This window comes from Candidatus Eremiobacterota bacterium, from assembly GCA_031082125.1.
Classification (GTDB): domain Bacteria; phylum Vulcanimicrobiota; class CADAWZ01; order CADAWZ01; family Ess09-12; genus Ess09-12.
Genome location: JAVHLM010000002.1, coordinates 164,000 through 184,704, shown reverse-complemented (window position 1 = coordinate 184,704; position 20,705 = coordinate 164,000). Strand labels below are relative to the sequence as shown.

Here is a 20,705-nt window from a genome sequence, read left to right as displayed (position 1 = left end):
CCGATTTGTTACTTTTCGAAGACTTTGCTCTCTGGCGACCTGTAAAAGGAATATATCAGGGGGCCGGGAATCTCATCTCCAGGGGGTGATATGGTGAGTCCCAAGAGAGTCTGCCCGCCAGGGCGGAGAAATGCGGCCGTTTGGCTGCTGACAGCCATTTTCGCTGGTGCGCTCTTTTTATTGGCGACAGGGGCCTGCCCTGCACAGTTCGAAGTGCAGTGGGAGCGCTCAAAAGAGGTGAAAAGCTACCACGGCGATGAGCTTTACCGCTATATCAACGGCGCCGCAGAGTTTTATCTCAAGAACGGCTTCGTGAGAGCCCAGATAAAGAGCTACACTTCCAGGCATTTTGATGATCCCATTGTGGTGGAGATCTACGAGATGGATTCGGTGAAAAACACCCGGGCAGTCTATAGGAAATACGACCGGCCCACCGCGGAAAAGCTCTCTCTCGGCGACGAGGCCCGGGCATACCGCGGCCTCGTCGAGGCAAGGAAAAACGTGTTTTTCGTCCGTGTCTATACGTCCAACAAGCTCACCGACGAGAAAAAGGTGCTCGCTGACATTGCGAAAAGCACCCTCAATGGCCTGTCCCCGAACCCACCGCAGCCCCGCCGGCAATCACCCTAGAAAGAGACGCCCCCGTCTTTCGTAAAGCCCGTATCAAGTTCCCTCTTGAGCGAGATGGCATCGGAGGGCCGCTTCTCCGGCTCCCTCTCCAGGCAGCGGGAGATGATTTTCTCAAGCCAGGGGGGCACAAGCCTGTTAAACTTCCTTATGGGAGGAAAATTAAAAAGAAACTGGCCTGGATCTTCCATGGTGAGGAGGGAATAAAGGGTGGTCCCTAAGGCATAGATATCGCTCTTGGGAGTGGTCTGCTTGCCCCCGTACTGCTCGGGGGCCGCGTAGCCGAAAGTCCCCATCACAAGGGTATCCTGCTTCTTTGAGGCATCAAAAAACCGCACAAGCCCGAAGTCAATGAGCTTTATCTCGCCCTCCCTGGTGGAGAACACGTTGGTGGGATCAAGGTTCCGGAAGATTATGGGCGTGGCCCTGTTGTGAAGAAAATGAAGGACCCCGCAGATTTTCGAGGCGGAGCTTATGGCGTCATCGACCTCCAGGGGCTTTCCCCGCTCATTTTTGATCTCGCTGAGGGTCTTCCCCTCGATATACTCCATGACATAGTAATGCCACGATCCCGAGGAGAAGCTCTCGAAGAAGAGGGGAATGCACCGGTGGCGGAGCGTCCTGAGGACCTTCACCTCCCGCTCGAAGCTCTCTGCGGCAAGATCTTTCTCATAGAAGGGCACATTCCCCGCCCAGAGGGCCTTCACGGCGAAGAGAGCGCCGCCCTTCTGCTCCCGGCAGAGATAGACGGCGGTAACATCACCCTTCTTAAGGCGCTTCACCACCTCATATTTTTCCGACAGAGCCTCAATAAGCCTCTGTGTCGCATCGTTCATTCGGGTCACTCTTTCCCGGCGAGCCACCGTGCCGCTTCCTTGGCATGATAGGTAAGGATGATATCGGCTCCGGCCCTTGTAATGGACGTGAGCAGCTCAAGGGTAATCTCCTTCTCCCTGATCCACCCCCGGGCTGCCGCTGCCTTTACCATCGAGTATTCACCGCTCACGTTGTATGCCGCGAGGGGGTGAAGTACCTTCTCGCGGGCGCGGCGGATAAGGTCAAGGTAAGCCAGGGCCGGCTTTACCATGACAATATCGGCGCCCTCTTCAATATCAAGAAGGATCTCCCTCATAGCCTCCCTCCCATTGGCAGGGTCCATCTGGTATCCTTTCCTGTCGCCGAACTGAGGAGCCGAGTCAGCCGCTTCCCTGAAAGGGCCGTAGAAGCTCGAGGCGAACTTGGCGGCATAGGCGAGTATTGCCACCTGGGAAAAGCTGTTCCCGTCAAGAATATTCCTTATGGCGGCCACCCTCCCGTCCATCATGTCAGAGGGAGCCACCATGTCAGCGCCCGCCTGGGCGTGGGAAAGAGCAGTCCTGGCAATGAGCTCAAGGGTCTCATCGTTCTCTACCTCGCCATCCTTTATGACGCCGCAATGCCCGTGGCTGGTGTATTCGCAGAGGCACACATCGGTAATGACATAGAGATCGGGAAGGGCCTTCTTGAGAGCCCTCACGGCCTGCTGGATAATGCCGTCGTGGGCATAAGCCTCGCGGGCCAGGGGATCCTTCGCTGAAGGAAGCCCGAAAAGGAGCACGGCAGGGATGCCAAGCCCTTTCACCTCCCTGCATTCCTCGACAAGGCAGTCCACGGAGAGATGAAAGACACCGGGCATCGAGGCGATCTCCTCTTTGACCTTCTCTCCCGGCAGCACAAAGAGGGGGTAGATAAACTGGTCGGCAGAGAGCCTTGTCTCCCTCACCATTCTCCTTATGGCATCATTTTTCCTCAATCTCCGCAGACGTACGTCAGGGAAGCCCATAGCCATAATTCCTTTCTCTTGCGGGAGTATTCTGTTTTCACGGGAGACTTCTCCAGGCGCTATGAAAACCCTCCCCCCGGGAGCAGGGGGTTCAGGAAGAATAGCCTCTTACAGAGGATTTTTACCCGCAATAGCCAATAGGGCCTCCCATGGCAGAGCAGGCAAAAAAATCCGATTTCCTGGGCTTTCCCCCTGTTTACTGGATTACGATCCTCTTCGAGTTCATGGAGCGGGGCGCCTATTACGGCGTGATGAGCGTCCTCTCGGTCTATCTTGTCATGAAAACAGGCGAAGGGGGGCTGGGCTTTTCCAAGCAGAGCGTCGGCCTCATCAAGAGCACCATCCAGCCGCTCCTCTACGGCCTGCCCATTATCAGCGGCGCCATTGCCGACCGGTTCGGGTACCGGAGAACCCTCATGGTGGCCTTTTCGCTGCTGGGCCTTGGATATTTTCTCACGAGCCAGGCTAAAACATACCCCCTGGTTTTTATGAGCCTTGTCGTGATGGGATTCGGCGCCGGCACCTTCAAGCCCATCATCTCGGGAACCATAGCCCGCGTCACGTCAAGGGAAAACAGCACCCTGGGCTTTGGGATCTTTTACTGGACCATCAACCTGGGGGCCTTCCTCTTCCCCCTTTTCCTTGTGCCTTACCTGAAAAGCCTCTCGTGGAGCTATGTCTTCATCGCATCGGCCATTGCCACGGGGATCCTCATTCTCCCGAACCTCCTCCTCTACCGGGAGCCGCCAAGGCCGGTGAGCACGAAAAGCCTTGGCGAGGTCCTTACGGAGGCCCTGCTGGTCCTCAAGGACTTCCGCTTCATTCTCATGATCCTGATTTACTCAGGCTTCTGGATCCTTTACTTCCAGATGTTTGACACCGTGCTCTGGTACCTCAAGGATCACATGGACATGGGGCCTGTCAACGCCTTCATCAACTCTCTCCTCGATCATCTCGGCCCTCACAGGCCTTTTGTCTTCGATGCCGAGCATGTGACAGTCGTCAATGCCGGGACCATCATAGCCCTGCAGATTCTCGTCTCCAGCATCGTTAAGCACACGAGGGCCCTCCCCACGATGATTGCCGGAATAGCATTGGGAACGGCCGGCATGGCCCTTCTCTCGTTATCCTCATACTGCTGGGTATTCATCGCGGGGATCATCCTCTTCTCGCTTGGCGAGATGACAGCCCACCCCAAGTACATCAGCTACGTGGGAGAGATTGCCCCCCGCGACAAGGTGGCGACCTACATGGGGTACTGCTTTCTTTACGGCGTAATCGGCAGCGGTATAGGGGGAATCCTGGGTGCCTCGAGTTACGTCTATTTTGTGGATAAGCTCCACAAACCCCAGACCCTCTGGCTCTTTTTCTCCCTTATCGGCCTTGCGACTATCATAGGCCTGATCCTTTACAACATCTACCTTGCGCCCCGGGGAAAGCCTCAGCAGGTGCCGCCGGAAGCCTGAATGAGCGCTCTGCGCTCCCTGTCGAAGCGGCGATCATCACCGATGAAAAGGACCGACACTTTCCATTGCGAGCCCTCCTGCTCACCCATGAGGCGCACCATTCGGTATGCACCATAGCATGAGAGAAAAAGTCCCAGCGCCACGATGAGAAAACCTGCCCACACCAGGTAAATTCCCCTGTCAGATCGGACGATAAAGCCGCTGTACTCGGTGACGCCCTGAAACTGGAAGATGAAAGAGCCAAGCTCCTTTTTTTCCCCTCCCTTGAGCCATCCCACTTCTTCCCATTCCCCCTGGGCCTTGACATCACCGCGCTTCACGAAAAGGCGGATCGCAGGATTGACAGGGTAATGGGAAAGAGTGCCCAGAGAGTCATTGTCCTTGACAAAGTGGGGTAAAAAATTGTGCACATAGAGGACAAGCCTCTCTCCCTTCACTTCATTGAAGCGGCTCTTCACCTCGAGGCCGCCGCCGTCTCCGAGGGGAAAGAAGACCTGCACCTTCTTTCCTCCCTCGTCCGCCGTCACGGAAAAGCCCCTCACTCCGCAGGTGGCCTGGTAAATCCAGATGTCCCGGTAATGAAAGGGGTGATTGACTCTGATGGCGCGCCTTTGAGGCTCTTGTCCCTCCTCCTTCACCTCCACGAGGCTGGTGAACTCCGTGGCAAAGCCTCTTGAGTTGACGGTGGCGAAGAAATCCAGCAGCTTCATGGTAAAGGCGGCGCCGCGGACCTTCACCTCCTGCCCCTCGTCAACCTCGGTATAGTAAGAGAAGTTCAGGGCGCTCACATGGCCCGCAATGGCTCCCACGAATATTACGAGAAGGCCCATGTGCGTCACGAAGGAGCCCCATTTCTGGAGCCCTCCCTTCCACGCCGCGAAGAAAAGCCTCCCCTCCCGTTCACTCGCATGCTCCCCGCGGTAGCCCAGCTTCCTTAAAACGCCCGCCACGGCATTGGCGGGACTTCCCTCTCCGGGAAATGAGAGGGTGAGGGCCGGATCGGCGAAAAGCTCCACGGGGACTGTTACCACGGGCTTTGCCTGCAGGCGAAGGCGCCTGAGGCGTCTCAGGCTTGAAATGGCAAGGTTCAAGGCCACCAGGCAGAGGAGGAGAAGAAACCACCAGGTTTCGTAAACATGGTCAAGGCCCAGGGTGAGGAGAAGGGCTCCCCCCGAGGGGGAATAGCGCTCAAAATAGAGGGAGCGAGCCAGGTTCTGAGGGATCAGGGTGCCCACGATGCAGGGCACAAGGACAAGCACAATGAGCAGCACAGCCATGAGGGGGGATCCCATGACGGCCCAGAGGGAAGCGCCTGAGGATCGGGACCCCACATCCTTCTCACTCACCGGCCTGAGACTTTTGCTCCCCGCAGGAATGCGCCATTATCTCCATCAGATCCATTACCTTGACTTTCTCCTCGAGATTCATATCCTTCACACCGTCGGTGAGCATGGTGAGGCAGTACGGGCAGTTGGAGGCAATCACCTCGGGGCTCTTCGCCATGGCCTGCTCGACACGGGCCTTGTTGATGCGCTTTCCAAGGGTCTCCTCCATCCACATCCTGCCGCCGCCGGCACCGCAGCAGAAGCTGTCTTCCCTCTTTTTCCCCATCTCGAGGGTCTTTGCGCCGGGTACAGCGGAAAGAAGGCCCCGGGGAGCATCATAGACTCCGTTGTAACGCCCGAGATAGCATGAATCATGGTAGCACACGCTCTTTGAAAAGGCTTCCCTGGGGACGAGCTTCCCCTTTTCGACAAGCTCCCCTATGAAGGCCGTCGTGTGGACCACGTCGATCCCGGCTCCCAGGTGCCCGTATTCATGCCTGAGCACATTGAAGCAGTGAGGGCAGTGGGTGATGATTTTTTTCACGCCGTGGTTCTTGAACTGCTCGATATTCTGTTGTGCGAGGGTCTGGTAGAGGTATTCGTTGCCGATACGGCGGGCAGGATCGCCGCAGCAGGCCTCCTCGGCGCCAAGGATGGCAAAGTCCACGCCGGCCTCTTTCAGGAGCTTCACGATGGCAGTGCTCACTTTTCTGTTCCTGTCGTCAAATGAGCCCACGCAGCCCACCCAGAAAAGGTACTCGGCCTTCTGACCCTCTCCAAGGATCTTCACGCCGAGGTCGGCGCACCACTCGGCGCGGGAGCCGAAACCAATGCCGTAAGGGTTGAAGTTGTTCTCCATGTTTTTAAAGGTAAGGACCACTTCCTGGGGAAACTTGCTCTCCATCAGCACAAGAGAGCGCCGCACCTCGACAAGCTTTGGCACATGCTCTATAAAGACAGGGCATGACTGCATGCAGGCGGCGCATGTAGTGCAGCTCCAAATCTCATCCTCCTTGAGTGCAGTGCCCACTATGGGCGGAAACTCCCGGGAGGGAGCCTCGCCCTCCCTGGCGGGCGGCGGAGGCTCAAGGAGAAGCTTCGCCTGGCCTTTCAGGTGGTATTTGAGATCCTGAATCACCTTCTTGGGCGAGAGGGGCTTTTCGGTAGAATAGGCAGGGCAGCTCTCGGAGCAGCGGCCGCACTCGGTGCAGACGAAGAGGTCGAAGAGGCTCTTCCATGAGTATTCCTTGACGGCCGTGACGCCATAGGTCTCGGAGTTCTCAAGGTCAAGGGTGGAAAGCTGTCCCGGGGGTTTCAAGTTCCTCAGGAATACATTGATGGCCGCTGTCACGATGTGGAAATGCTTCGAGAAGGGAAGGAAGGCCATGAAGCTGAAGATGAGCAGCATATGGAGCCACCAGAAAAGGCTGCTCACCGATATCATCGCCTGGGGAGCCATCTCCATCTTTGCGCACTGCTCCCCCAGGAATGACGTCACGAGAGGCACCGAAGCCTGAAGCGCCTGGCCGCTCTTTATCACAGCCCCCGCCTTGAAGGCCTCGCTCACGAAGTCAAAGCTCACGATGCAGAGAATCATGCAGAGGATGATCACGGCCTCAGGGGTGTATTCGAGCCGCTTCGGCCTGAGCACAAGCCTTCTGAAGAGGGCGAGGAGCACGCTCACTATCACCATCAATGAGAAGAAGTTGTGGATGGTGAGAAAGGCGAAGGTATTCGTGAAAGGGAAGTGGAAGCCTTTCCAGAATGCAGATATGATGGCATTTCCGTAGCCTATCGAGAGCACCAGGAAGCCCCAGAATATAAAGGCGTGGATAAAGCCCGCAAAGGGCTCGTGGAAGACCCGGAGCTGCGCCAGCACGTAGATGACGAGGGATTTTACCCTCTCAGTGATAGCATCAAGACGGTTTTCCTTCTGGCCTTTCGCACAGAGGCGGTATGCCTCCAGGGCCTTGTAAATGAAGATCCCGAAGCCGCAGGCCATGATGAGGAGCAGAAATACCTGGCCGGGGATGCCGGCTATAGACTGACGTGCGGGGTGCAGTTCTTCCATATAATCCTCCTGTAATGCCGTGTCTCGCTGGTAAGATGCCTTGCCGTGACAGAAAACCATTATTCAATGAAATGGCCGCCGTATCCTGTAAGGCTCCCTCACTCCCGGGGAAACTCCTCGGCGATGATATCGCTGCAGAGACTCACGCATTCATCGCATATGTAAGCCGTGGGTCCCGCGATGAGCTTCCGCACCTCTTGCTGCGCCTTGCCGCAGAAGGTGCAGTGAAGGCGGTGAGAGGCTTCGCGGAAAATCTCCGTGACCCACCGCTCAACCCATTCCCTGAAAGCCTCGCCGTCGATCGGCGAATCGCCTTCGTCGCCGTCAGGGAACATGTGGCACTCGAAGCGCTCCACCTTCCCCAGGGCCTTCCCCTCTTCAAGGGAAAGGTGCCATCCCCGGGGACTCCCTCCCGGGAAATACCCGTAACGGGCAAGGGTGCCGTCGGGATAAAAGCTTGCCGAGAGGCCTTCCTTACGGTCAGTAATGTAGCCTTCCGGCAGGATTTCCCTGGAAATCTTCATGGTTTTACCCCCGTTCAGTAATGCTCTTGAGTATACGTACTTCCCGCCTTCTTGTCAACTGGCAAAAAGAGAGGACAGCTGCGGGGTTTTCCTGGGAAAACGCGGCAGCTGTCCCTGATTTTCCAGATGATTTTCTCTGTGAGCCGCTAGGCAAGAACCTCGCTCCCGAGCATTGTGCGGCACTCCTGGGTGAGAAGAGGGAGGATGGTGAAGATATCACCCACGATGCCGTAGTCAGCCAGCTTGAAGATGTTGGCCTCGGGATCCTTGTTGATGGCCACGATGCACTTGGACTGGTTCATCCCCACCTGGTGCTGGATGGCACCGGAGATGCCGCAGGCGATGTAGATGTTGGGCGTCACCACTTTTCCCGTCTGCCCCACCTGGTATTTGTGCTCACGCCACCCGGCATCGACGGCCATGCGGGAGGCGCCCACCGCGGCGCCCAGGACCGATGCGAGGCTCTCGCAGAGGGAGAAATTCTCCTTCGCTCCCAGTCCCCGTCCTCCCGACACCACGATGGTGGCCTCGGTGACCTCCATGGTGGCGCCCTGCTCAGGCTTCTTCACCTCAAGCAGCTTTGCCCTGAGTCCCTGGGGCTTCTCGAACTCCATCTTCACTATGGTGGCCTTGTGCCCTTCCCTGAGTTCTCCCATGGCAAGCTGGTTGGGCCTCACGGTCGCAATGGAAGGGCCGTCGCCTGTGTACTCGAGAGTAACCAGCACCTTTCCCGCATAGGCGGGGCGGATGCCATGGAAGGCTCCCTCGTGGGAAAACCTGATACAGTCGGAAGCCATGCCGCTCTTCACTTTTATCGCCACGGAAGGGGCAAGCTCACGGCCATGAGCATTGGCCGGCAGAAGCATCACGCGGGGTGGATCCTTCACGATAAGATCTGCGAGGATTTTCGAGTACACCTGGAGATTGTATTCGGCAAGATCGGCATGATCGTAGAGAAAAACCCTGTCGGTGCCGTATTTTTCAAGCTCTGCCACAAGGGGCTCAAGTGAGTGGCCCAGCAGGACTGCCGTCACTTCCTCGCCCCCGGGGGCTGCCAGCCTCCTTGCCTCTCCGAGCATTTCAAAGACCACACGGGGAAGAGCCTTATCTCTGGGCTCCGCGAGTATCCATATTCCTTTTCCCATTATCCTACTCCTTTCGTTTCAAGTCAGGGGCTCGTGAGCTCACAGGATCTTGGCTTCCTCTCTGAGAAGCGTGAGGAGCTGCTTCACCACGTCGGCAGGCTCTCCCTGAAGCACCCGCCCCGGCGGGCGCTTGGTGGGGTATTCCATCTTTATCACCCTCGTGCGGGAGAGAGCTTTGAGCTCATCGGCACTTTTGCCGATATCGGCAGCCTTGAGCTCTTTGATCTCCTTCTTCTTCGCCTGCATGATATCCTTGAGAGCCGGGTAGCGGGGCTCATTGAGCCCCTTCTGGCAGGAGAAGACCGCCGGGAGCTCCACCTCAAAAACCTCGGCGCCCCCCTCTATCTCGCGCTGCACCTTGGCTTTCTTCTGGTCAGGCGAGAACTCGAGCCTGTTGATGACAGAAACAAAAGGAAAGCCCAGAAGCCCCGCGAGCATGGGGCCCACCTGGGCGCAGTCATCGTCGATGGCCTGCCTGCCCACAAATAGTATGTCAGGAGCCTGGGTTTTGAGATAAGCGGCCAGCAGTTCAGCCGTGAGATGCCCGTCGCCGTTCTGAAAGGCATCGTCCACGAAGTGGACGGCCCTGTCGCCTCCCATGGCGAGTGTGGTTCTCAAGGCGTCCTTGGCGCGTGCGGGGCCCACCGAGAGCACCGTGACGGTGCTTCCTGCATGTTTCTCCTTTGTTCTCACCGCTTCTTCGACGGCGAACTCGCAGTAAGGGTTCACGATGTACTTGACTCCCTGGCTTTCTATATCCTTCCCGTCGGCGGTGATCTTGATGACAGTCTCCGTATCGGGAACCTGCTTGATGCATGCCACAATATTCATGGGAACCTCCTCCGGTGATTATTTCTTCAAAAGCTGCCTGGCGATGACCAGTTTCTGCACTTCCGAGGTGCCCTCGTAAATCTGCGTCACCTTGGCATCGCGCAGGTAGCGCTCGAGGGGGTATTCCTTGGTGTAGCCATAGCCGCCGTGGACCTGCACGGCATTGATGGTGGTGCGGACTGCCGTGTCTGAAGCGAAGAGCTTGGCCATTGAAGCCTCCTTGGAGAAGCTCTCACCCTGGTCTTTAAGCCATGCCGTCCTGTACACCATCAGGCGGGCGGCTTCCGTCTCCGTCGCCATCTGCACCAGCATGGCCTGCACCATCTGGAAGTTGCAGATCGGCTGGCCGAACTGCTTGCGCTCCTGGGAATAACGGAGCGACGCATCAAAGGCCGCCTGGGAAATGCCCACAGCCTGGGCGGCGATGCCGAGCCTCCCCACATCCAGCGCGCCCATGCATACTTTGAAGCCTTCACACTCAGCCCCCACGAGGTTTTCCGCCGGCACCCTGCATCCCTCGAAGATGAGCTGCGAGGTCCCTGAGGCCCGCATTCCCATCATCTCCTCCTTTTTCCCCACCTTGAAGCCGGGCGTGTCCCTCTCCACGATGAAGCAGCAGATGCCTCTGGAGCCGAGGGAGCGGTCCATGGTGCCATAGACGATGAAGAGGTCCGCTGCCACGCTGCTGGTGATGAAGGTTTTCGTGCCGTCAAGGATATAATGGTCGCCTTCCTTCCTCACAAGGGTCTCTATGTGGGCGGCATCGGAACCGGCGTTGGGCTCCGTAAGGGCGTAAGCTCCAAGCTTCTTGCCAGAGGCCACGTCGGCAAGATATTTTTTCTTCTGGCCGTCGGTGCCGAAGGTATAGATCACGTTCCCTATAAGGGAGTTATGGACCGCCATTATCACCGCCGTGGAAGCGCAGGCCCTCGCGATCTCCTCTATGGCAATACAGTAACTGAGCGTATCCATCCCCGCCCCGCCGTACTCATCGGGTATGGTGACGCCCATAAGGCCCAGCTCCGCCATGGCCTTGATGTTCTCCGAGGGGAAGGTGCATGCGGCGTCATGCTCGGCGGCTTTTGGCGCTATCTTTTCCTGAGCGAACTCCCGCACCATGTCCTGCAGCATTCTTTGCTCTTCATTGAGGGTAAACTCCATGCCGTAACTCACTCCTTTGCCTATGATCTCTTGACCGGGAAGCTTTTGTCAGGCCACTGGCGGCCCAATCCCGGAAATGACGGTACCGTTCCCTGTGGGTATCTTTTTGGTCCATAACTTTTCTTTATAAACGACGAAACTCCTTTTCTTGACAATTATTCAAAGCGTGGAGCGCTGCAGGAGGAATGCAGCCCGCGAGGTTATGGAGCTTCTTCAGGCTCCCCGCGGCAGTTTCAGAAATAATCGCCCCCAGAAAGGAAACTTCCCGGGGGAACGCGAAAGAAAAAGGTAAAAAGACTTGTCGAGACCGCATTTCAGCATCTGCCAGGAGGAGCCATGGACTTTTTTATTCAGGACTGGAAAGGATTTTTTCGGGAACCGAAGGAGACCTTCAAGAGAATTGCCACCTATGAGTCCCTTACCATCCCGGGAGTGCTCCTTTTCATCTGCGGCATCATCATGGGCTTTGAGCGCTATCTGAAGTACAATGCCTTCATCCTGAAGCTGGAGAACTTTGCACCCCGGGAGCTCACCCCTCATAAATACGGCATGAGAGATGCCGAGATGGTGATGGCGTTTCTTATGCCCTTCATCGTGCTGACGGCATGGCTTGCCTGCAGTTTCGCCTGCGATCTCATCGCCGAAAAAATGGGAGCCATCAAGGGTGAGATGCGTGACCTCCTCATCTGCTTCGGCTACCTCTCTTACCCGCTCCTTGCTTACCTGATAATCACTTTTCCTCTCTTCTACTTCGGGAGCGTGATGAAGATCGTTGCCCTGGAATGGCTGGGAGGGTTGCTTGGCTTTGCCTTCTTTCTATGGCTGATGTATCTTGCGAGCCAGGTCCTGGAGGCCATAAGCGAGATTCCCATGTCCCATGCCTTCATTACTCTGGGGATCACTCTTGCCCTTTATCTCATGTTCTTTTATGCCTTTATCGAGCTGATCCTGAACCAGATGCTCCTTGCCGGCTTTTTCGAAGGTAAATATCAATAGTGTGGATTGCAAAGTATGGGCCTCGTTCAGGTTTACACGGGAAACGGGAAAGGAAAAACGACAGCGGCTCTTGGCCTGTGTCTGCGGGCCCTCGGCCACGGCCTTAAAGTCTGCCTTATCCAGTTCATGAAAGGTGCCAGAGACTGCTACGGTGAATCGCTCATCGCCCCCTCCCTTGAGGGGCTCACCGTGTTCCAGTTCGGAAGGGCCGAGCTCGTTGCGAGGGATAATCCCTCGCCTGCTGACTTTGAAGAGGCCCGGGCAGGGCTTCTGGAGGCGCAGAGGCAGCTTAAAGGCAGGGGGTGTGACCTCCTGATTCTGGACGAGATAAATGTGGCTGTCGATTTCGGCCTCCTGGGCCTCAATGAGGTGCTTTCCCTCATCGAGGAAAAGCCTGAAGATATTGAGCTGGTGCTCACCGGGAGGAATGCTCCCCGCGAGATCATTGAAAAAGCCCAGCTTGTCACGGAGATGAGGGAAATTGCCCATCCCTTCAGAAAAGGCGTGGGCGCACGGAAAGGAATAGATTACTGAAAGCGCAGGAAACCTGCTCAATATCCAGCAGCGAGCTCTTCCAGGAAAAAGGCACGCGGTGACCCGGGACGGCACGAGTGCTGCAATGCTTCAAAGGACTATGGATAAAGCGCAATTGACGGCATATGCCGGAGGAAAGGAGCAATGATGAATATCTACGAGTACCAGGCCAAGGAGCTCTTCAGAAAACACGGTATTCCCGTGCCTGAGGGGTCTGTCATCGAATCGCCGCCTGACGCGAAAAGCATTTATGAGCGCTTTGGCAGGAAAGTGGTGGTAAAAGCCCAGGTTCATGCGGGAGGAAGGGGGAAAGCCGGGGGGGTGAAGCTCGCCTCGACACCGGACGAAGCCGTCACTGCCGCCAAGGCCATCATCGGCATGAAAATCAAGGACCTCACGGTGAAAAAGGTCCTCGTCGAGGAAGCCCTCGCAATCGACAAGGAATTTTACCTGGGGGTGGTGCTGGACAGGGAAAGGGCCCAGAACGTCATCATGGTGAGCTCCCAGGGCGGCATGGACATCGAGGAGGTGGCGGAGAAAACACCGGAGGCCATATGCAAGGCAACCCTTCACCCCCTCCTTGAGCTCCAGGAATACCAGGTGAAAAACCTCATTTATTCCCTGAAGCTCTCTGATGCCGAGCGTTGCCAGCTCGCCGCGCTCATAAGGAAGCTTTACCGCTTTTACTGCGATATTGATGCCACGCTTGTGGAAATCAACCCCCTGGTGCTGTCGGGAGCCTCCTTTATAGCCGCCGATGGCAAGGTCACCATAGATGACAATGCCCTTTTCCGGCATAAAGACTTTGAAGGGCTCTTCGACGTGGCTGATGATGATCCCCTTGAGCGTGAAGCTCACCAGAAAGGCCTCGCCTATGTTCACCTGGGAGGGAATATTGGCATCATAGGGAACGGGGCGGGACTGGTGATGGGAACGCTCGACACAGTAAAACAGGAAGGGGGAGCCCCCGCCAACTTTCTCGATATCGGAGGCGGAGCCAGCGCATCAGTGATGAAGAGCTCCCTGGAGATCGTGCTCTCCGATCCCCAGGTAAAGGGGATCTTCATCAACATCTTCGGCGGCATCACGCGGTGTGACGAGGTGGCAAAAGGAATCGTCGGGGTGATGAAAGAGTCGGCACTCAAAATGCCCCTCGTGATCAAGCTCTGCGGCACCCGCGAGGAAGAGGGGAGGGCCATCCTCAAGGAGGCACAGCTTGAGCCCGTGACGGAAGTCAGGGAAGGAGCAAGAAAAATCGTGGCGCTCGTGGGGGCGGGGAGCAGGGGATGACACCCCTTCACAGAGTGATACCCCCGAGCGAACAAGGCAGGCACTGAAGGAGGAAGACAATGGGAATTCTTGTGAACAAGGAAACTCGCGTGCTCGTGCAGGGAATTACAGGGCGGGAAGGCTCATTCCACACGGAGCGCATGGCTGAATATGGAACCACCATCGTGGCAGGCGTCACTCCAGGGAAAGGAGGCAGTCGGTGCCATGACATCCCCGTTTTCAATACCGTCGAGGAGGCACAGCGTCATCACAAGGCCGATGCCTCCGTCATTTTTGTCCCCCCTGCCTATGCAGGCGATGCCATACTGGAAGCGCTTGACGGAGGAATCAGGAGGATCGCCTGCATCACCGAAGGCATCCCGGTAAGGGAAATGGTGAAAATCTGCCATGTCGTCCAGCAGGAAAAAGCCGTGCTTATCGGCCCCAACTGCCCGGGCCTCATCACCGTAGGCGAGACAAAGCTCGGCATCATGCCGGGGAACATCTTCAAAAAGGGAAATGTGGGCGTCATTTCCCGGAGCGGCACCCTCACGTACCTCGTGGTGAACGAGCTCTCCATGGCAGGGGTCGGCCAGTCCACCTGCGTGGGGATAGGGGGCGATCCCCTTATCGGCACGTCATTCAAGGCCATGCTCGAGCATTTTGCCCGCGATAGCGCCACCCGCGCCGTGGTGCTCGTCGGGGAGATCGGGGGAAGCCAGGAAGAGGAGGCCGCCGCCTTCATCAAAGAGCACAAAATACCCACCGTCGCTTACATTGCCGGCAAGACAGCCCCTCCCGGAAAGCGCATGGGCCATGCCGGCGCCATCATTTCAGGCTCCAGAGGCACGGCAGCAGCCAAAGTGAAGGCCTTCCAGGAGGCCGGTGTCCCCGTAGCCGATACAATCATAGAGCTCGTTGAGCACGTGAAAAGAATACTCGAAGCCCTGCCGAGAGAAGAGCATCAGGTACTCCATGGATAGGAGATGCGGCCAGTGCGGCGCGAAAGGATCCCCCCAGGGAGGATTCTGCGCACGCTGCGGGCACCCTCTGGGAAGGGATGTGCTCATCGGCGGTGCCGTCATTGCCTCGCGCTACCGGATCACAAGCACCGTGGCCTCTTTTGAGTACGGCACTATCTACCGGGCTCATGACCTGCACCTCGCCGGCGGGGAGTGCATTATCAAGGAGTTCCTGCCGGAATACGTGGAGGCGTCATACCGCCAGCAGGCGATGAGCGGCTTCCGTGAGCAGGCTTTCCGCCTCGCCGGGATACCTCATGAAGGGCTCCCGCCCGTAAAGGACTGCCTGGACCACCAGGGGAAGCAGTACCTGGTGCTTGCCAGCGCCTTTCACTCAACACTCCTTGACCTTCTTGAGGAGGCCCGCTCCGAGGGGAAGAAGGGGCTCGCTCAGCAAGAGGTGATCCGGTGGGGCATTGCCCTTGCCGGGATCCTTGGTGCCCTCCACCGGGCGGCCCCCCCTTTCATCTTCATCCATGTGAAGCCTTCCTGTATCCTCGTTGACCGGGAGCGCGGGTCCCCCAGGCTGGTTCACATGGAGATGGATTATCGCCACTATGTGGCGGGCCTGGAGCACTCGGGGGCCTCGCCGGCCCTGATAGCTCCCGAGGTCTTCAAAGGCCTTCCCGAAACCCGGTCGGACCTCTATGCCCTGGGGAAAACCCTTATCTTTCTCCTCACCGGCGAAGAGCCCAACCCCTTCATGAAATCCTCCCTTGCCTCGCTCCTCCCCGGCGCCCGTGAAGGTCTCGTGAGGGCCCTGGAAAAGGCGACCCATGAAAACCCGGCGGGACGTTATCCCGATGCGGGGCAGTTCGGCGAATCGCTCTTGAGGCTCCTCGTCGAGGTGCCGCCCCCCCATACCCCTGTCGATGCCCGGCGGTACAGCGAAAAGGCCCTGGAACTGCTCAAGAGCCACCAGATAGAGGAAGCCATCATGGAGTGCAACAAGGCGCTCATCGTCGATCCCGCACACATGGAGGCCTATCTCTGCCTGGGTCACGCTTACCTGCGCGAGGGAAGGACAGATCTGGCGCTTGAAAAGTACAAGAAGGCCGAGTCTCTCGCAAAGGGCACTACAAAAATCCACTGCAACAAAGCCCTTGCCCTCTACCATCTTGGCAGGATTGACGAGGCCATAAGAGAAAATGAAAAGGCTCTGGAGCTTGATCCTGCCAACGCCATTGCGCGGAACAACCTGGGAAGCATCCTCCGCGAAGAGGGGAAGCATCGAGAGGCCCTGGCCGAGTATGAGAAGGCCCTGGCATATGACCGCACCTCCATGGCGGCCTATTACAACATCGGCCTCACCCACTATGACCTTGGGAACTTCGAGGACTCGGCTGCGGCATCGGCGAAAGCTCTGGAGCTTGACACCGGCAACCTCCACGCCGCCATCAACCTGAGCCTGGCTTATTTCCAGCTCGGAAAAATGGACCTTTTCATAGAGCTGAACGAGAAGGTGCTCACGGCGGACCCCGGGAATGCAAGAGCCCTCAACAACCATGGCGTGGCCTGCTACGCCATGGGAGCCTATGAAGACGCCGCGGCGGCCTTCAGAAAAGCCCTCGCATCGGACAGCGCCATGGAATCGTCGGTTTACAACCTGAAAATGGTGGAAGAGGAATTTCAGCGGAAAGAGACGTAATAGTACTTAATCATGCATATAGAGTACTTGGCCCACAGTGCCTTTTACCTCCTCTCGGCAAAAGGTACTGCCATCCTCATTGACCCCTATGACCCCGCTATCGGTTATGGCGCCATCACCCGCCGGTGCGATGCGCTCCTTATAAGCCATGAGCACCATGATCACAATTATTTCCCCGCGGTCTCCGGAAGAACAAGGGTGCTGAGGCCCCAGGCCGCTTCCCTTACCGTGAACGAGGTCACGGTGAAAGGCATAATGACCGATCATGATGCTTTCAGCGGCGAGCGGCGGGGCATTAATATCGTCTACTGCCTCACGATGGACGGGATCCGGGTCTGCCACCTCGGGGACCTGGGCCACATCCTCACCGATGAGCAGGTCAGAGAGATAGGGCCTGTGGATGTGCTTCTCATCCCCGTGGGAGGCCATCACACCATTGATGGCAAGGCGGCAAAGGAGGTAACCTCACAGCTTGCACCAAAAATCGTGATCCCCATGCATTACCGGACAGGGCAGCTGAAAAGGGACGAGTTTCCCCTTGATGAGGTCGCCGGTTTCACGGAAAACCAGCCATCGGTGGAGAAGTCCCCCTCGTCACTCCTCGAGATGACTCCCGAGAGCCTTCCGAAGGCAATGAAAATCGTGGTGCTCAACTATACCTTCTAAGAGCCTCACTGGGGGAAATCGTTGAGGCTCTTCACCCGCTGCACAAGGCTCGAAGCGCCGTAACGCTTTTCAAGCTCCAGCATCTTCCTGAGGCCCTCGCCATAGGTGGGATCATTATGGCTCACCTTGAGCTTGGCCCTCGCCAGGTATTTTTTATAGAGGAGCGCCTTGTAGGAAACCCACTCGGCAAAGCCTTCCCTGAATATGGTGCTCTGGTCCGGAGGACAGTACCGGGCCTGCCAGGCATGGGTGTATTCATGGCAGAGGGTATCAAAAGCCATTTCAGGCGACTGGCCCTTTCTCACGTAAATTGTGGAGACCGCCCCGTCAAAATGGTGTAGCCCCGCGATGCCGTCCCTGGGCACATACTCATTCCTTGAGGAATTGAGGGCATGAAGGGTGTTCCCGTCAGTAAGGATAATATTCTTCTCGTTGAAGGCAATCTCTATCCCGAGAATTCCCCGCACCACCCCCCTCACCTGCAGATAGAGGGGCATAATCTGCTTCGTGGTGAAGATGGCTTCCTTTGCGCAGTCAGGGCAGAGTGTGAGCTTGCGCTCCACCGCAATGCCTGAAGGTCCCACGGGGCCGCCGCAGTTGGAGCAGGCGGCGTAGAGGGAGACGCAATCCTGGCAGTATTTCTTGCCCGTGTTCTCAAAATACTTGTATTTCCCCGTGATTATCTCGCCGCAGACCGTGCACCGGGGGCCCTGAATGGCGTAACATTTATCGCATAATATGCCATCCTTGCCTTTCCAGTACTTTCCCGGGGGAATCTGACCGCACACGGCACAGCGGGGAGCCGTTTTCCTGTAGCACTCGTCGCAGGTAATCCCGCCCTGGCCGGTCCAGTATTTCCCCTGGGGGACCTGGCCGCATTTCGAGCAGCGGGGCGCCACTTTCTGATAGCATTGATCGCAGTAGACGCGGCCTTCGTACTGCCAGTATCTCCCCGTGATGGGATAACCGCAGGAAGAGCAGACAAAGCTCTGGGCAGCAGCATGTCCCCAGGCAATAACGACAAAAAGCAAGGAGAACAGAAGGAGTTTCCCGCCGTGGCGGCGAGCATTGAGAGCCATAAAGAGCTTCAGTCCTCCCGGGTAAAACTTTTAAGGCAAGACACCGGAGCATTCATCGATCATCATACCATGATGATGAAAAAGGTCATTCTCCCGATTCATCATCCCCTCCCCTCCAGGATTATCTCCTTCTTCCTCCTCCTCCGCCGCCGCCGATGCTCCCGGCACCGCCGCCACCGCCGCCCCGGTTCATTGACGGGGCGCTCCGCGAAGGCGCCGAAAGGGTGGGAGCCGATTTCCCGCCCGTAGTGAGCGAGCGGCTTGCGCCCCCAAGGCCTGTGGTGCCGAAAAGGTCATAGCTGTCGCCATAGGAAGGCGAGAGGTTCATGGAGCGCGACGAAGCGCCCGAGGCCTTCGTGGAGAACCCTGATGAGGAGACGGCTCCCTGCGTTGAAGCCTTGGTGCGGGCGGTTCGCTGCGCCGTTGAGGAAGTACTGTAAGCTCTGGGCTGCGTTGAGGAAGACGCGCCATAGGTCCGGGGCTGTGTCGAAGAGGAGGTGCCGTAAGTCCGGGGCTGTGCCGATGACGCTCCCGGTGCGCTCTTCGCCTGAGAGCCGGTGCCGGGCTGCCCGCCGACGTTGTAGCTCTGGCCCGTGGTGGTATTGGTGATGGTGGAGCTCGAGGTTCCCTGGCTCAATGTAGTGCTGCTGGTATAACTCCCTTGATTTTCGGTGGTGACGCTCGTCGAGCCCGTATAGGATCCCGAACCGGAGCCTACGTTGCTGTATGACCCGCTGTGCTGTGACGAGCCGCCGCCCTGTGAGGAATTCCACTCATTCGACGAGGTTCTCGACCCGCTCAGGGAGCCGTTGCTGTTCTGCGTCACCGAGCCGCTGCCGCTGTGGGTGCCTGCGGCATAAGCGCCCGTCGTGTTGTTGACGACGGCTCCCCCTGCCTGCGAGGAGTATGTGGTCGTCGATCCGCTCACCGTCTTCTTTCCCTTTGCCGCCCCGGCGGCAGTCACATTCTGCCCCGTCGAGGTCTGCACGTTCACTGCCCCTGCGCCACCGGCATAGGTGGTATTCCCCACGGTGGTCTTCCCGGCAGCCCCCGCGCCTGTCACGGTGGCGCTCTGGTTCCCCGGCGTCGTGACGGTGGCCTGACCGGCGCCTCCCGCCACGGTGGTAGTTCCATTGGTGGCATATCCGCCTGTGCCGGACCCGTTCACAGTAGTCCCATAGGCACCCGTTGCATTCACCGTGCCGGTAGTCGTCTGCCCGTAAGCATAAGGCCCTGCGGCAGCTGTTGTCGTTGCCGTCGTCGTTGCCGTACCTCCCTGGGCGCCGGTATAAGTAGTGCTTGAAGTGGTGCTCTGCGCTTCCGGGTAAGGGGTGGCATAGACCACAGGCCGCGGAACGGGGGTGGCATAGACTGCCGTGGTGGTGCTTCCTGTGGAACAAGTCTCCGCAGGATATGGTGTGGCTGTCGCCACTATCACGGGGGCTACGACAGGCCGGTAAACCCTCGCACCGGCGGGGTATACCGCTGTTCCGCCTTCTGTTGAAGACGCCGTCGCCTCACCCGGTTGCTCATTGCTCCGGAGTGCCGCAAGCTCAGCGGCTTCAGCGGGGAGGTTATGGATCTTCTCCTCGGTATCGGGATGGTTTCTCGCTATAAAGGACTTCACTCTCCCGGGGAGGCCGTCCCAGAGCTTCACCACTTCATTAGCCCTGGCCGTGGCCCCTGCCACGTCGCCCTCCTGTACCTCCTTCGCCACCTCCACGATGGTATCCCTGAGGGCCCGTATCTCCGCCAGGGTTCCCTCCGCCCGCGAGCGAGGACCGCCGAAGGCCGGGAGCGCCCCGGTGGCAAGGGCAACGAGTGCGAGCAGGCCAGTCAGGATCTTTGTCATAGCGCTTTTGTAAGAAATCTTCATGAGTCCTCCTTCGGGGGATGACAGGATCCCCTCCTGTTATTATAAGGCCCCGGGACATGAGAGGCAAGGGAAAAAAATACAATAAATATCAATCATTTTCTGGAAAGAAGGACCTTGGGAATGAGATGGAGAATCCCTTTCACGCGGGATTACGGCTGGAGTTTCCGGTCTGTGATCTTGTTTTGTTTCATGAATACCAACCCGCGAGGTGACCATAATGGCAGACATAAAATCACGAGTAACGCTGAACCTTATAGAGAAGTACGCCTGCTACCTGGACGGCAAGCTCCCTCTCTCATCTGAAGAGGCGAAAGCCCTGGAGGAGAAGCTCGAAAGGAGCTCCAAGAGGAGGATCACCGCCAAAAAGCTTCTCACCATCTTCACCAGGTGCGCCGGCTACCCCAGCCCCTTCATGAGCTGAGCCTCCCTCTCCCTGAAGGGCCTCAGGGTGGCAAACAAGGCCATGCTTCTGGAAGCCCTCGCGGATTTCGCTGAGAAAAACGTGGGCTTTGCCGACGCCTACCACGCGGCGTTCATGCGCCACCACGGGATAGCCACTGTTTATTCCTGCGACCGGGATTTCGACAGGCTCGGCGTGGAGAGAAAAGAAGGGTAGATGAGGAGTTCGCTCCCCTTATAATGG

19 protein-coding genes and 1 pseudogene are annotated in these 20,705 nt (G+C 57.5%); 10 read left to right on the top strand and 10 right to left on the bottom strand.

The features are described from left to right. The first annotated feature begins 180 nt into the window (after nt 1–180). Nucleotides 181–630 carry a hypothetical protein gene (locus RDV48_03185; protein MDQ7821779.1) on the top strand — a complete coding sequence of 150 codons (450 nt, stop codon included), beginning with the start codon at nt 181–183 and terminating at the stop codon, nt 628–630. On the opposite strand, the gene RDV48_03180 is transcribed toward RDV48_03185, so the two are convergent. Beyond that, nucleotides 627–1,463 carry a serine/threonine-protein kinase gene (locus tag RDV48_03180; GenBank protein ID MDQ7821778.1) on the bottom strand — a complete coding sequence of 279 codons (837 nt, stop codon included), beginning with the start codon at nt 1,461–1,463 and terminating at the stop codon, nt 627–629. The genes RDV48_03185 and RDV48_03180 overlap by 4 nt on opposite strands. Nucleotides 1,464–1,468: 5 nt before the next feature. Continuing rightward, complete coding sequence (hemB, locus tag RDV48_03175; GenBank protein MDQ7821777.1) at nt 1,469–2,449, bottom strand: porphobilinogen synthase; 981 nt, start codon at nt 2,447–2,449, stop codon at nt 1,469–1,471. A 149-nt stretch (nt 2,450–2,598) separates the two neighbouring features. Between hemB and RDV48_03170 the strand changes: the two genes are divergently transcribed. Further along, on the top strand, nt 2,599–3,915 hold the full coding sequence (locus RDV48_03170; protein ID MDQ7821776.1) for an MFS transporter: 1,317 nt from the start codon (nt 2,599–2,601) through the stop codon (nt 3,913–3,915). On the opposite strand, the gene RDV48_03165 is transcribed toward RDV48_03170, so the two are convergent. The 6 genes and pseudogenes from RDV48_03165 to RDV48_03140 all read right to left on the bottom strand — a co-directional run bounded on the left by RDV48_03165 (nt 3,891) and on the right by RDV48_03140 (nt 10,972). Further along, the gene (locus tag RDV48_03165; GenBank protein MDQ7821775.1) at nt 3,891–5,246 is read right to left on the bottom strand and encodes a cytochrome c biogenesis protein ResB; all 1,356 of its coding nucleotides are present in this window, start codon (nt 5,244–5,246) and stop codon (nt 3,891–3,893) included. The two genes, RDV48_03170 and RDV48_03165, sit on opposite strands and share 25 nt — an antisense overlap. 7 nt (nt 5,247–5,253) lie before the next feature. Further along, the gene (locus tag RDV48_03160) at nt 5,254–7,311 is read right to left on the bottom strand and encodes a (Fe-S)-binding protein (protein MDQ7821774.1); all 2,058 of its coding nucleotides are present in this window, start codon (nt 7,309–7,311) and stop codon (nt 5,254–5,256) included. 101 nt (nt 7,312–7,412) lie between these two features. After that, a pseudogene (locus tag RDV48_03155) lies at nt 7,413–7,565 on the bottom strand (ClpX C4-type zinc finger protein). 416 nt (nt 7,566–7,981) lie between these two features. Continuing rightward, on the bottom strand, nt 7,982–8,980 hold the full coding sequence (locus tag RDV48_03150; GenBank protein MDQ7821773.1) for an electron transfer flavoprotein subunit alpha/FixB family protein: 999 nt from the start codon (nt 8,978–8,980) through the stop codon (nt 7,982–7,984). A gap of 39 nt (nt 8,981–9,019) precedes the next feature. Continuing rightward, nucleotides 9,020–9,811 (bottom strand): electron transfer flavoprotein subunit beta/FixA family protein, encoded by a 792-nt coding sequence (locus tag RDV48_03145; protein ID MDQ7821772.1) that lies wholly within the window; start codon nt 9,809–9,811, stop codon nt 9,020–9,022. 18 nt (nt 9,812–9,829) lie between these two features. Beyond that, a complete protein-coding gene (locus tag RDV48_03140; GenBank protein MDQ7821771.1) occupies nt 9,830–10,972 on the bottom strand; it encodes an acyl-CoA dehydrogenase in 1,143 nt (380 codons plus the stop codon). Between the two features lie 336 nt (nt 10,973–11,308). On the opposite strand from RDV48_03140, the gene RDV48_03135 reads away from it, so the two are divergent. The 6 genes from RDV48_03135 to RDV48_03110 all read left to right on the top strand — a co-directional run bounded on the left by RDV48_03135 (nt 11,309) and on the right by RDV48_03110 (nt 17,107). Then, on the top strand, nt 11,309–11,968 hold the full coding sequence (locus tag RDV48_03135; GenBank protein ID MDQ7821770.1) for a hypothetical protein: 660 nt from the start codon (nt 11,309–11,311) through the stop codon (nt 11,966–11,968). A gap of 15 nt (nt 11,969–11,983) precedes the next feature. After that, nucleotides 11,984–12,502 (top strand): cob(I)yrinic acid a,c-diamide adenosyltransferase, encoded by a 519-nt coding sequence (cobO, locus tag RDV48_03130; GenBank protein MDQ7821769.1) that lies wholly within the window; start codon nt 11,984–11,986, stop codon nt 12,500–12,502. A gap of 144 nt (nt 12,503–12,646) precedes the next feature. Continuing rightward, nucleotides 12,647–13,792: an ADP-forming succinate--CoA ligase subunit beta gene (gene sucC / locus RDV48_03125; GenBank protein MDQ7821768.1), complete on the top strand. Its 1,146-nt coding sequence runs from the start codon at nt 12,647–12,649 to the stop codon at nt 13,790–13,792. A gap of 59 nt (nt 13,793–13,851) precedes the next feature. Beyond that, nucleotides 13,852–14,754, top strand: coding sequence for a succinate--CoA ligase subunit alpha (gene sucD, locus RDV48_03120; protein MDQ7821767.1), 903 nt, complete (start codon nt 13,852–13,854; stop codon nt 14,752–14,754). Beyond that, nucleotides 14,747–16,441 carry a protein kinase family protein gene (locus RDV48_03115; GenBank protein ID MDQ7821766.1) on the top strand — a complete coding sequence of 565 codons (1,695 nt, stop codon included), beginning with the start codon at nt 14,747–14,749 and terminating at the stop codon, nt 16,439–16,441. Before sucD ends, RDV48_03115 begins: the two co-directional genes overlap by 8 nt. 12 nt (nt 16,442–16,453) lie before the next feature. Continuing rightward, entirely contained in the window at nt 16,454–17,107 is a 654-nt protein-coding gene (locus tag RDV48_03110; protein ID MDQ7821765.1) for an MBL fold metallo-hydrolase, read from the top strand. Between the two features lie 5 nt (nt 17,108–17,112). Here the strand turns inward: RDV48_03110 and RDV48_03105 are convergent, their stop codons facing one another. Both RDV48_03105 and RDV48_03100 read right to left on the bottom strand, forming a co-directional pair. After that, complete coding sequence (locus RDV48_03105) at nt 17,113–18,186, bottom strand: hypothetical protein (protein MDQ7821764.1); 1,074 nt, start codon at nt 18,184–18,186, stop codon at nt 17,113–17,115. A gap of 121 nt (nt 18,187–18,307) precedes the next feature. Next, nucleotides 18,308–20,062: a hypothetical protein gene (locus RDV48_03100; protein ID MDQ7821763.1), complete on the bottom strand. Its 1,755-nt coding sequence runs from the start codon at nt 20,060–20,062 to the stop codon at nt 18,308–18,310. A gap of 217 nt (nt 20,063–20,279) precedes the next feature. Between RDV48_03100 and RDV48_03095 the strand changes: the two genes are divergently transcribed. Together RDV48_03095 and RDV48_03090 are read left to right on the top strand one after the other, a co-directional pair. Beyond that, nucleotides 20,280–20,483: a hypothetical protein gene (locus RDV48_03095; protein ID MDQ7821762.1), complete on the top strand. Its 204-nt coding sequence runs from the start codon at nt 20,280–20,282 to the stop codon at nt 20,481–20,483. A 27-nt stretch (nt 20,484–20,510) separates the two neighbouring features. After that, nucleotides 20,511–20,678 (top strand): PIN domain-containing protein, encoded by a 168-nt coding sequence (locus tag RDV48_03090; protein MDQ7821761.1) that lies wholly within the window; start codon nt 20,511–20,513, stop codon nt 20,676–20,678. Nucleotides 20,679–20,705 lie beyond the last annotated feature (27 nt).